Origin of the sequence: Caulobacter sp. 602-1, from assembly GCF_003931565.1 — a bacterium.
GTDB lineage: Bacteria > Pseudomonadota > Alphaproteobacteria > Caulobacterales > Caulobacteraceae > Caulobacter.
In genome coordinates, this window is sequence record NZ_RRYI01000013.1 from 1 (window position 1) to 11820 (window position 11820).

Below are 11820 nucleotides of genomic sequence, written 5' to 3' on the forward strand. Positions count from 1 at the left end.
GCCCTCGTCCAGCAGCAAGTCGATCCGCTCGCGCGCCGTCAGCTTGCCCTTGGCGTGCTGGGCGGCCACCCGCGCCTCCCCGCCGCCAGCCCTGGCCTGCTCGCGACGACGGTCGAGTTCCTCGAGAATGTGCTGCAACGCGCTAGCTCCCCTGCCCGGATCTTCATGCTGGTGGTTCGCCCACCTTAGAAAGCCAGCCCTAGCGGGGCCAGGGGGTGCAGGCAAGACGGACCTGGCGGCGCCGCGGAGTGCGGAAGGTCCCGCCCCCTAACGGAGCGCGGCGAACCAGCGGTCGATCATTTCGGCCTCGACCGCCAGGAACGCCACGCGGGCGGTCGCCTCGGCGTCCTCTCCCCACTGCTCGGCCTGGAACGCCTCCTCGAGGCGCGACAGATCCAGGGCCTTGCGGCCGGTCAGCCGGCCGGCGCGAACGGCCAGGGCCAGCACGGTCGAGCCATAGAGACCGGCGGCGAAGGCCACCCCCGCCAGGCCGAAGTCGTCCAGGGTCAGGGCCAGGGCCTCGACAGCCGCCAGGGTGGCCGGCGGCTGCGGCTGATGGATGATCCCGCCGACCGGCGTGAACACCAAGCCATGCTCGGCCTTGGCCCAGTCCAGGACCGCGCCCCACTCGCGCGCCTGGCGCTCGACCAGCGGCGTCGGGTGCTCGGCGCGATAGCAGAGGTGGTCGGACGCGGCGTAGGCGGTGATCTCCCCGGACACCTCGGCGCGGGTCTCGGCGATGCGGTCGATGGCCGTGAAGGCCAGGCGCGTAGCCGGCATCAGACTGTTGTCGATATACTCGACCTGGGCCTCCCACTCGGCGGCGATCAGATCGGCCAGGGCTTGGGTGGGCAGGATCAGCGGCTTCCTGGCCGGCGACCTGGGCGTGCGGCCGTCGAGCTGAACGGCGAAGCCCCCCTCGACCGGCGCCGCGGCGGCCGCCTTGTAGAAGCGCTTGGGTTTCAGCAGCAGCTCGGACTTGTCGGACACGGCGTGAACTCTTTTCCGGGCCGCGCGACGGAACGGCCAATGACCCGCGTTGAATGAGCAAGATCGCGTGTCAGCGCAAGGGAGAGCGCCGCTTGAGCCTACCGTCCAAGGACATGATGGCCGCCATCGCCGTCACCCGCTTCGGCCTGGGCGCCCGCCCCGGCGAGATCGACGCCGCCAAGGCCGATCCGCAAGGCTTCCTGATCGCCCAGATCCGCCGCGACGGCGCCGACGCCCCGCAGGACGGCGGCGAGACCTCGGCCCAGCGCTTCGAGCAGATGCGCGACTACCAGCAGCAGCAGAAGGCCGCTCGGCAGAAAAAGGACGGCGAGGCCAGCGACGACGCGGCCCTGCAAGCCGCAAAGGCCGCTCAGCTCGCCTTGCGGGACAAGGTCAATGCCGACTTCCTGGCCCGCGCGCGCCTGGCGACCAATACGCCGGCGGGCTTCCGCGAGCGCTGGGCGCTGTTCTGGGCCAACCACTTCACGGTCTCGGCCACCAAGCAGATCACCTCGGTGCTGATCGGCCCGTTCGAGCGCGAGGCGATCCGCCCCCACGTGTTCGACAGCTTCGAGACCCTGCTCGTCGCCTCGTCGACCCACCCGGCCATGTTGACCTATCTGGACCAGGCCCAGTCGATTGGTCCCAACAGCCAGATCGGCCTCCGCAGGCGCGGCGCCAGGGCCGGACTGAACGAGAACCTGGCCCGCGAGATCATGGAACTGCACACGGTCGGGGTCGACGCCGGCTACACGCAGAGCGACGTCACCGAGTTCGCGCGGGCCCTGACCGGCTTCTCGGTCGGCCGCGACAACGAGGATCGCCAGGGCCAGTTCGTGTTCCGCGACGCCGCCCACGAGCCGGGCGCTCGCACGATCATGGGTCGCCGATACGCCCAGGGCGACATCCAGCAAGGCATGGCGGTTCTGAAGACCCTGGCCGCCGACAAGCGCACCGCCCGCCACGTCTGCGGCAAGCTCGCCCGCCACTTCGTCTCCGACACGCCCCCGCCCGCCCTCACCGCGCGGCTGGAGAAGCGCTGGATGGACACCGGCGGCGATCTCGCCCAGGTCGCCAAGGCCCTGGTCGAAAGCCCCGAGGCCTGGGATCCGACGCCCGCCAAGTTCAAGACGCCCTACGAATACACCCTGTCGACCTGGCGCCTGATCGGGGCCGAGCCGTCCGCGATCGAACGCCTGGCGCCGATCCTCACGGGCCTTGGCCAGAAGCCCTTCTCGCCCCCCTCCCCCAAGGGCTGGGCCGAGGACGCCCAGACCTGGGCCTCCCCCGATGGCCTCATCAAGCGGATGCAGTGGGCCCAGGGCTTCGCCGCCGTGGTCGCCGACCGCACCGATCCCAACGCCCTGGCCGTCTCGGCCTTGGGCGCGCGCCTGACGCCCCCTGTCGCCAAGGCCGTGTCGCGGGCCGAGACCCGCAAGGAAGCCTTCGCCCTTCTCGTGATGAGCCCGGAGTTCCAACGCCGATGACCGCTCAAATCAACCGCCGCTCCCTGCTGGGCCTGGGCGCCAGCCTCGGGATCACCGTCAACTTCCTGGGCTCGCAGGTCTTCGCCGCCACGGAAGGCGATCTCGCCAGGAAGAAGCTCGTCGTCGTCATCTGCCGGGGCGGCATGGACGGCCTATCCGTCTCGCCGCCGGTCGGCGATGCGAACTACGCCAACCTGCGCGGCTCGATCGCCCTGAGGCCCGACCAGGTGCTGAAGCTGGACGACACCTTCGGCCTGCACCCCGAGCTGAAAGCCGTTCACGCCCTGGCGCTGAAGGGCGAGGCCCGCATCGCGCCCGCCATCGCCAGCCCCGACCGCGCCCGTTCCCACTTCGAGGCCCAGGACGTGCTGGAGACCGGCGCGGCCCATGTCTACGGGACCGAGACCGGCTGGCTGAACCGCACGCTGGAGGCTCTCGCTCCCGTCCGCAAGGTCGAGGGTCTGTCGGTCGGAACCACCGCCCCGTTGATCCTGCGCGGCAAGGTCCAGGCAGCCAGCTGGTCGCCCGGCAAGGGCGTCGACGAGACCGCCCGCCTGCCGACCCTGCTGCAGGACCTCTATCGCAACGACCCGATGCTGGGCCCGGCCTTCGCGCGCGGACTGGAGACCGAGACCATGGCCCAGACGGCCATGACCGCCCTCTCGGCCACGCCGGCCATGAACATCGCGGCGGCCTCGACGCCGACAAGGCCAGGCGCCGCGCGGATGTCGCCCACCATGGCCAACGACCGCCAGAACCGCGCCGGCGGCGAGGCGGCGCGAAAACTGGGCTCGACCCTTGGCGGCTTCATGATCCAGGCCGGCGGTCCCCAGATCGCGGCCATCTCGCTGGACGGTTTCGACACCCACGCCGGCCAGCTGGGCCAGATCGCCACCCGGCTGTCCTATATGGACGCGGTGCTGGACGGCCTGCATGCCGGGCTCGGCGCCGAGTGGAAGAACACGGTGGTCATCGCCGTCACCGAATTCGGCAGAACGGCCCGCGTCAACGGCACCGGCGGCACCGACCACGGCACGGCCTCGACGGGCCTCGTCCTGGGCGGGGCGCTGAAGAAAGGGGGCGGCGTCATCGGCGACTGGCCGGGGCTGGCCGACAACGCCCTGTTCGAGAACCGCGACACCGCCCCGACGCTCGACATGCGCGGCCTGTTCAAGGGCGTGCTGGCCGACCACATCGGCGTCGACCGCGCGATCCTGGAGCGCAAGGTGTTCCCCGACAGCGCGACGGCGAAGCCGGTCACGGGTCTGGTGTAGCTCGACGCCGCCGCCCGCTCGCCAGCCTCTTGACCCGGCCCCTGGGGCCGGTCCCATGGATAGGACGGTCAGCCACAGCGAGGCGAGTCATGCGTGCTTCCGTCGATGTCCTCAGCCCGTCCGAAGCGGCCCGCCATCTGGGCATTTCAACCAAGGCGCTTCGCCTCTACGAGGAGCGCGGCCTGCTTCACCCGACAAGAAGCGCCACCGGCTGGCGCGCCTACGGACCGGACCAGATCCGGCGCGCCGCCGAGATCGTCGCCCTGCGATCGCTGGGCTTCAGCCTCAAGCAGGTGGAACGCGTCGTGAGCGGCGTGGCCGACGGCCTGGAGCCCGCGCTTGGCGCGCTGCAGACCCGACTGGAATCGGAGTTCGACCAACTCAGTCAGCGACTCGAGAAAATCAGCGCCCTGAGGCGCGCCTTGGCGCAAGGCCGGGTCCCCGCGGTGCTGGACCTGGCGGGTTTGACGGCCGCTCCCGACACCCTGGTCGCGGGCTTCAATCTCCCGTGGCCTTGGGGCGGAGAATGGTTCGAGGCGCGCGGCGTTCGGGCGCTCAACTATATCGTCGGACCGCTCGGCAGCGGGAAGACGAGGCTGGCGCGGATGCTTGCCCAGCATCTGCCCGGCGCCCTCTTCATCGGACTCGATCGGATCGAGCGCCATGAGGAGACAAGGCGAGCCATGGAGGCCGACTCCGAGTTGCGCCAACGCGTAGAGGCGTCACTTGCGTGGCTCGTGGAAGACGGCGCGACCGAAGCCGACGCCCTGGTGACGCTCGTGATCCACCTGGAACGGGGGCGGTCGAATATGCTCGTCATCGACATGATCGAGCAGGGGCTGGACGAACCCACACAGCAGGCGGTGATCTCGGATCTGCGCCGGCGAGGATACGCGCGCCCGCCGCTGTTCATGCTGACGCGCTCCTCCAGCATCCTGGACCCGGCGGAAGCCACCCCGGATGAGGCGGTGATCTTCTGTCCGGCCAACCATGCGCCGCCCTTCATGGTCCGGATCACGCCAGGCGCGCCAGGCTATGACGCGATGGTCAGCTGCCTCGGGTCGCCCGACGTCCGGGCCAGGACCGAGGGGATGATCGCAATGATGCCCCGCCAGGAGAAAGCCTGAAGGGCCTTTCCCATGTCCTCCTGGGCCGACGGAACTACCGCCGCTTGGTCTGGCGGCGCGCGAAGGGTTCGGCGTCGGCCTCGTCTTCCGAGAAGCCGAACTTGCGGAAGCCTTCCTTCATCTCGGGGCTCAGCGGCGCCTCGATGTGCAGCATGCCGGCCGAAGGGTGCGGCAGCAGGATCGAGCGGGCGTGCAGCTGCAGCTTCAGCCCCTCCGACAGCGGCGCGGACTTGTCGTCGCCGTACTTGGGGTCGCCGAGGATGGGATGGCCCATGGCCTTCATGTGGGCGCGCAGCTGGTGGGTGCGGCCAGTGTGCGGACGCAGGGCCATCCAGGTGACGCGAGGCCCGGCCCGGCTGATGGTGACGAACTCGGTCTCGGCCGGCTGGGCGTCCGGGTCCTTGGGCTGGGCCGGCACCACCAGTTCGCGATCACCGACCCCGCGCTTGGCCAGGTGCAGCTCCATCACGCCCTCGGTCGGGTGCGGATTGCCGGCGACGATGGCCCAATAGGTCTTCTGCGCCTTGCGCTTGGCGAAGGCGCCCGACAGGCGCGCGGCCGCGGCGGGCGTCTTGCCCAGCAACAGCACGCCCGAGGTGTCGCGGTCCAGGCGATGGACCAGCCGCGGGCGATCGACGCCCTCGCCCCAGGCGCTGAGCAGCTTGTCGACGTGCTTGGTGGTCTTGGTGCCGCCCTGCACGGCCAGGCCGGCGGGCTTGTTCAGCGCCAGGACTTCCTCGTCCTCGTACAGCACCAGCGACTTGGCGTAGGCGATGTCGCGCGGCGACAGCTTGGCCTTGTCCGAAGGATCGGGTGCGTCGGGCAGCGGCGGCACGCGGATCTGGCTGCCGGCGGCCAACTTGGTGTCGGCCTTGGCGCGCGAACCGTCGACCCGGACCTGGCCCGAGCGGAACAGCTTGTTCAGCTGGATGTGGTTGAGGTGCGGCCAGCGTCGCTTGAACCAGCGATCGAGGCGGACCCCGTCCTCGCCGGCGTCGACGTACAGCGTGCGGACTTCCTTGATGCTCATGCGAAAACCTTGCGGGCGATCAGAAGGCCCGCGAACAGGGCCGCCAAGGACAGAAGCACGCTGGCGGCGGCATAGGAGAAGGCTGGCAGATAGTCGCGCTTCTGGATCATCAGCGCGGTCTCCAGCGAGAACGAAGAGAACGTCGTGAAGCCGCCCAGCACGCCCACGCCCAGCAGCACGCGCCACTGTTCGTTGGATCCGCTGCCGCGATGCGCCAGCCACGAGGCCAGGCACCCCATCAGGAAGCCCCCGGCGATGTTCACGGTGAAGGTGCCATACGGCCAGCCCGTCCCCATGACCCGCATGGCGCCGACGCCGACCAGATAGCGCGCGACCGAGCCGACGGCTCCGCCAGCGGCCACCAGAAGCAGCTTGTTCATGAACGCCTTATGCGCCGAGCTGACGCAGACGCCAAGCATCCAACGAAGTTCCCTTGATTTTCCCCGGTTTCTTTCACGGTAAACGCGTTTGGAAACCGTATTTCCGAACGACCGGTTAAGCGCGCTTCCCGCATTCTCCAGGGCGTATCAACAGCGCCAGACCCATGCCCTTCGACACCTCAACCTCTTCGGACGCGACCGAACGCGTGGCCCTCCCGGGCCCGGTGGCTCAGCGCCTGTCGGGCTCGGAGCTGGTCGCGCGCGGCTCGGTCAACGTGATCAGCATCAAGGCCATCCGGCACTGGGCCGGCGAATGGTGGAGCCAGAAGCGCGGCGACGTCTGGACCTATGTCGAGCTGAAGCTGAACGAGCATCTGGACCGCAACGACATGCGGGCCCGCATCTCGGACAGCGAATTCCTGATCGCCATGAACAACGACCAGGGCCTGGCCGCCCAGGCGACCAGCGTGCGGATCCTGGAAGACGTCCTGACCCATCTGCTGGGCGCCGCCTCGCCGAAGGACCTGGGCATCCGTTCGGTGATTGGGGTCGAGAACGGCGAGGCCGTCTGCAAGCCGATCGACCCGACCGTGATCCTGGCCGCCCGCGCCCGCCGCGACTCCGCACGCTCGCCGGTCCGTATCGAAGTGGATCCCGCTGACGAGGCCCGCCGCACCCCGGTGGCCTTCACCACCGCCGGCGGAGCGGCGCTGCGCGTGGACTTCACGCTGGAGCATGTGGTCAGCCTGCGTCGCAACATCACCACCGCCGTGCGGGTCGAGCCGATGGTCACCCACCTGGCCAGCGGTCGCCAGGCCTCGGCCCGCGCCCTGACCAAGCTGTCGGACCGCGATGTGGCCTTCATCGACGAGTCGACGCTGAAATACGCCTCGGTGTTCGCCCGCTCGGCCCAGGGCCACAACGCGCCCGAACTGATCCTGCCGGCCTCGTTCCGCACCCTGGGCACCCAGCGCGGCCGCGACCTGCTGACGGGCACAGCCGGCCTGTCGCTGAGCCTGCTGCGCGGCGGCCTGATGATCGAACTGGTCGATGTCACCCGCGGCACCCCCGCCGGCCGCCTGCTGGAAGTGGTCGGCCTCTTGCGCGCCCTTACCCGCGGCGTCATCGCCCGCGTGCCGCCGGACAAGGAGGCCCTGCGCGTGCTGCGCGACGCTCGTCTGGCCGGCCTGGCGCTGGACGCCTCCGACCTCTCCGGCGAAGCCGGCAAGATCGCCATGGAGATGATGGCCTTTGGTCGCGACGCCCGGGGCCTGGCCCCGATGACCATCCTGCAAGGCCTGCCCCAGGACGGCTATTTCGCCGCCGCCGAGACGGCCGGCCTCACCCACGCGGCGCTGCGCGCGAACTATCCGCTGGGCAAGCGGGCGGCGGCCTAACTAGACTCGCTGGCGTCCGTAGCCGACGTTCTTGACCACGTCCCGCGCGTCATAGGCGTCGCGGTCGCGCGGCGTCGGCCCCCTGCCGAACACCACCTCGATCGAGCGCGAGACCGCCGGGCCCGGGCCGAGATTGAAGCTCGTCCCCAGGCCGACGCCGACGCTCGATCGCCGCCCGAAGCTGGCCGAACCGCCGCCGACCGACACGCGCGGCCCACGGTCGTAACCGCTGATATTGGTCGAGCCGTCGGCGATCCGGAACCAGTCATAGCCGTCACGCAGGGCCAGCTCGGCGGCGCGCAACAGGGCATAGTCGGCGACCTGCGCCTCCTTGGCGCCCGGCCCGCCCTGGAAGGTGACGCGATAACGTCCGGCCTCCAGGCGATATTCCGAATAGCCGACGTCGTTGGGCGCGCCGAGCTGGGCGCGATAAACGGTCGGGGCGGTGGCGCAGGCGGCCAGCAGCAGGCCCGACAGGGCGGCGGCGATCAGGGGCTTGGCGATCTTCATGGCGAATATCCTCAGACCGGATCAACGGCCTCGGAACCGGGCTGTTCCGGAACCGCCAGATCCAGGGCCTGGAGCATGGCTTTGAAATCGGACGGAAGCGGGGCCATGACCTTGCGCTCGCCGCCCAGCGGGTGCGGGAAGGTCAGGCGCGCGGCGTGCAGCATCAGGCGCGGCACGGCCGCGCCGCCCAGCATCAGCGCCCCGCCATAGCGACTGTCGCCCGCGAGCGGCCGGCCGATGGACGCCATATGGACCCGCAGCTGGTGCATGCGGCCGGTGTCGGGCGACAGCTCGACCAGCGCGGCGACACCGTTGCTGGCCAGGGTGCGATAGCGGCTGCGAGCGGTCTCGGCGTCCGGATGATCGGGCGCGCAGACCCGCATATAGGCCTCGCGGCCGATCGACTCGCGGCGCAACGGGCTGTCGATCATGCCGCCCTTGGGCTCGGGCGCGCCCGGCGCGACGATGGCCAGGTAGGACTTGCGGAAGCGCTTGGCCATCATGGCCTCGCCCAGGAAGGCCGCGCCCGGCTTGGTCTTGGCCGTCAGGATCACGCCCGAGGTGTCGCGGTCCAGCCGATGGATCAGGCGCGGCCTGGCCTTGCCCGGCTTGGCGAACGCCCACAGCAGGTCGTCCAGCGTATGGGCCTTGATCCGCCCGCCCTGGCTGGACAGGCCGGCGGGCTTGTCCAGCACGATGATCGCCTCGTCCTCGTACAGCACCCATGACCGCGCCGCCTCGATCTCCTCGGGCGTCAGGGTGATCGGGCATTCGACGGCCTTGGGTTTGGCGACGCCGGGCGGACGGCGGAATTTCGGACTGCTCATTTGCCGTCCTTACGCACCTGGCTCCAGGCTTCCAAGCGCTCGCGCACCTTGGCTTCCGCGCCGACCGACTTGGGGTCGTAGAAACGCCGGCGCTCCATGCCGTCCGGGAAGTAGTTCTGGCCCGACACGCCGCCCTCGACATCGTGGTCGTAAGCGTAGCCGTCGCCATAGCCCAGCGACTTCATCAGCTTGGTCGGCGCGTTGAGGATATGCGACGGCGGCATCAGGCTGCCGGTCTCCTTGGCCGCGCGACGGGCGGCCTTGTAGGCGTTGTAGACGGCGTTGGACTTGGGCGCCGAGGCCATGTGGACCACGGCCTGGGCCAGGGCCAGTTCTCCTTCCGGCGAGCCCAGGAAGTCATAGGCGTCCTTGGCCGCCGTGGTCAGCAGCAGGCTGAGCGGATCGGCCGCGCCGATATCCTCCGACGCCATCCGCACCAGGCGACGGGCGATGAAAAGCGGATCCTCGCCGCCCTCCAGCATCCGCGCCAGCCAGTAGAGCGCCGCGTCCGGATCGCTGCCGCGCACCGACTTATGCAGGGCAGAGATGAGGTTGTAGTGCTCCTCGCGGTCCTTGTCGTAGGCCGGACGGCGCTTCTGCAGGAACTGGCCGAGCTGCGTCGCATTCAACGGGCTGTCGGTCCCGATCGAGAACAGGGTCTCGGCCAGGGTTAGCAGGTAGCGGCCATCACCGTCGGCCATGGCCACCAGCGCCCCGCGCGCCTCGGCGTCGATCGGCAGCGGCCGGTTCTCGGCAGCCTCGGCGCGTTGCAGCAGCTGGTCCAGCGAGTCCTCGCCCAGGCGCCTGAGCACGAAGACCTGGCAGCGCGACAGCAGAGCGCCGTTCAGCTCGAAGGACGGGTTCTCGGTGGTGGCCCCCACAAGCGTGACGATCCCCTCCTCCACGAACGGCAGGAAACCGTCCTGCTGGGCGCGGTTGAAGCGGTGGATCTCGTCGACGAACAGCAGGGTGCTCTGCCCGGCCGCGCGCCGCATGCGGGCCTGTTCGAAGGCCTTCTTCAGGTCGGCGACGCCGGAGAAGACCGCCGAGATCTGCTGGAACTCGTAGCCGCCGGCCTTGGCCAGCAGGCGGGCTATGGTGGTCTTGCCGGTGCCGGGCGGCCCCCACAGGATCATCGAGGCCAGGCGATGGGCCGCGGCCATGCGGCCGATGGGGCCTTCGGGACCCAGGAGATGCTGCTGGCCCACCACCTCGTCGAGGCTTTGGGGCCGCAGGCGGTCGGCCAGCGGCGCCGGCGCGTGGGGCGTCAGGCCGGCGGCCTGGAAGAGATCGGACATGCGACTCTTCTAGCAGGCCGCCGGGCGCAAGTCGTCAGCCCGAGAAGCGGGCCGTGATCCGCTGACCGTTGCGCTCGATCGTCACCACCCAGTTGCGGGTCGGCAGCTTCGCCGCGGCGTTGAGATCGGCCACCGTATTGACCGCGCGGCCATTGACCTCGCGGATGAAATCGCCCGGCTGCAGGCCGATATTGGCCGCGTAGCCGCCGCCGATCTTGGTCACCAGCACGCCCCTGCCAACGAACGGGTCGACGTCCAGGTCCTGGGCGACGGCCGGCGACAGGTTGACCACCGTGGCGCCGTTGAACGGGTTGGCGCCCGACAGGGTGCGCTCGTCGCGGGCGGGAACTTCCGGCGCGGCCTCGGCGCGGACAGTCAGCGTCTGCTCTCGATCGTTGCGATGGATCTGCATCGGCACGCGGTCGCCGACCTTATGGGTGCCGATCGCGAAGGCGCCGCCGCCCTCGTCGTTCACCGCCCGGCCGTCGATCGACAGGATGACGTCGCCTTCCTTGAGGCCGGCGCGATCCGCCGACGAGCCGGGATAGACCTGAGCCACCAGCACGCCGCGCGGGGCGCTCATGCCCAGGCTCTTGGCGATGTCGCCGGTCACCGGCTGGCCCTTCACGCCCAGCCAGGGCCGCACAACGCTGTGGCCCCCGCCGAGGGCCGCCGAGACGACCTGGCGGACCACGGCCGCCGGGATGGCGAAGCCCACCCCGCTGGACGAGCCCGAGCGCGAGATGATGAAGGTGTTGATGCCGACCAGGTCGCCGTCCATGTCCACCAGCGGCCCGCCCGAATTGCCGGGATTGATGGCCGCGTCGGTCTGGATGTAGCTGCCGAAATTGGCCGCGCCGACGTCGGTGCGGGCCAGGGCCGAGACGATGCCGTTGGTCACGGTCTGCCCGACTCCGAACGGATTGCCCAGCGCCAGGACGAGGTCGCCGACCTCCATCTGGTCCTGATCGTCGATGGCCATGACCGGCAGCTTCTCGCCCTTGGTGTCGATCTTCAGCACGGCCAGGTCGGCGCGCGGATCGTCCAGCAGAACCGTGGCCGGGAACTCGCGACGGTCGGCCAGCTGGACGGTGATGTCGCTCATCCCGTCGATATTGTGGTGGTTGGTGATGATCACCCCGTCGGCGCGGACGATGGCGCCCGAGCCCAGCGAGCCCTGCACCTGGCTGCCGCCCTGGCCGCCGCCGCCCATGAAGAAGTCCCAGAAGGGATCGACGCGGCGTTGCACCACCCGGCGGCTGGCGACGTTGACGACCGCCGGGGCGGCCTTTTTCACCACCGGCGAGAACGACAGCTTCATCGACGCCGCGTCGGCCGGGGCGCGGCGGGTCGGCTGCGGCATGTCGGGGACGGGTCCGTTGCCGACCGATTGGGCGTTGGACGGCCCGGCCGGATTCGAGCAGGCGGCCAGGAGGACGACGACGGGCAGCAGGGCGCGAATGGTCTTCAAGAAAAGGCTCCTAACGTTCCTCGGGAACT

The 11820-nt window shown here is 69.9% G+C and carries 12 protein-coding genes; 4 read left to right on the plus strand and 8 right to left on the minus strand.

The window, feature by feature from the left end; translation table 11 throughout:
- Together EIK80_RS26490 and EIK80_RS24540 are read right to left on the minus strand one after the other, a co-directional pair.
- On the minus strand, nt 1–138 hold a 138-nt coding region (locus tag EIK80_RS26490), incomplete at its 3' end, for a hypothetical protein (RefSeq protein ID WP_199743615.1).
- A gap of 129 nt (nt 139–267) precedes the next feature.
- On the minus strand, nt 268–990 hold the full coding sequence (locus tag EIK80_RS24540) for an ATP12 family chaperone protein (protein ID WP_125159637.1): 723 nt from the start codon (nt 988–990) through the stop codon (nt 268–270).
- A 53-nt stretch (nt 991–1043) separates the two neighbouring features.
- Here EIK80_RS24540 and EIK80_RS24545 point away from each other — a divergent pair, with 53 nt between their 5' ends.
- The 3 genes from EIK80_RS24545 to EIK80_RS24555 all read left to right on the plus strand — a co-directional run bounded on the left by EIK80_RS24545 (nt 1044) and on the right by EIK80_RS24555 (nt 4878).
- Nucleotides 1044–2477, plus strand: coding sequence for a DUF1800 family protein (locus tag EIK80_RS24545; protein ID WP_125159638.1), 1434 nt, complete (start codon nt 1044–1046; stop codon nt 2475–2477).
- On the plus strand, nt 2474–3751 hold the full coding sequence (locus EIK80_RS24550) for a DUF1501 domain-containing protein (RefSeq protein ID WP_125159639.1): 1278 nt from the start codon (nt 2474–2476) through the stop codon (nt 3749–3751). Before EIK80_RS24545 ends, EIK80_RS24550 begins: the two co-directional genes overlap by 4 nt.
- Nucleotides 3752–3840: 89 nt before the next feature.
- On the plus strand, nt 3841–4878 hold the full coding sequence (locus EIK80_RS24555; RefSeq protein ID WP_125159640.1) for a MerR family transcriptional regulator: 1038 nt from the start codon (nt 3841–3843) through the stop codon (nt 4876–4878).
- Between the two features lie 34 nt (nt 4879–4912).
- Here EIK80_RS24555 and EIK80_RS24560 read toward each other — a convergent pair whose 3' ends face one another.
- Complete coding sequence (locus EIK80_RS24560) at nt 4913–5908, minus strand: RluA family pseudouridine synthase (RefSeq protein WP_125159641.1); 996 nt, start codon at nt 5906–5908, stop codon at nt 4913–4915.
- Entirely contained in the window at nt 5905–6288 is a 384-nt protein-coding gene (gene crcB, locus EIK80_RS24565) for a fluoride efflux transporter CrcB (protein WP_125159642.1), read from the minus strand. The genes EIK80_RS24560 and crcB overlap by 4 nt, the downstream gene beginning before the upstream one ends.
- 164 nt (nt 6289–6452) lie before the next feature.
- Here crcB and EIK80_RS24570 point away from each other — a divergent pair, with 164 nt between their 5' ends.
- The gene (locus tag EIK80_RS24570) at nt 6453–7685 is read left to right on the plus strand and encodes a hypothetical protein (protein WP_125159643.1); all 1233 of its coding nucleotides are present in this window, start codon (nt 6453–6455) and stop codon (nt 7683–7685) included.
- Here EIK80_RS24570 and EIK80_RS24575 read toward each other — a convergent pair whose 3' ends face one another.
- From EIK80_RS24575 to EIK80_RS24590, 4 genes are read right to left on the minus strand one after another with little or no spacing between them, the layout of a single operon-like run.
- The gene (locus tag EIK80_RS24575) at nt 7686–8195 is read right to left on the minus strand and encodes a hypothetical protein (RefSeq protein WP_125159644.1); all 510 of its coding nucleotides are present in this window, start codon (nt 8193–8195) and stop codon (nt 7686–7688) included. It abuts the gene before it with no gap.
- 11 nt (nt 8196–8206) lie between these two features.
- Nucleotides 8207–9022 (minus strand): RluA family pseudouridine synthase, encoded by an 816-nt coding sequence (locus tag EIK80_RS24580; protein WP_125159645.1) that lies wholly within the window; start codon nt 9020–9022, stop codon nt 8207–8209.
- The gene (locus EIK80_RS24585; RefSeq protein WP_125159646.1) at nt 9019–10320 is read right to left on the minus strand and encodes a replication-associated recombination protein A; all 1302 of its coding nucleotides are present in this window, start codon (nt 10318–10320) and stop codon (nt 9019–9021) included. The genes EIK80_RS24580 and EIK80_RS24585 overlap by 4 nt, the downstream gene beginning before the upstream one ends.
- Nucleotides 10321–10354: 34 nt before the next feature.
- A complete protein-coding gene (locus EIK80_RS24590; protein WP_125159647.1) occupies nt 10355–11791 on the minus strand; it encodes a Do family serine endopeptidase in 1437 nt (478 codons plus the stop codon).
- Between the last annotated feature and the right edge of the window lie 29 nt (nt 11792–11820).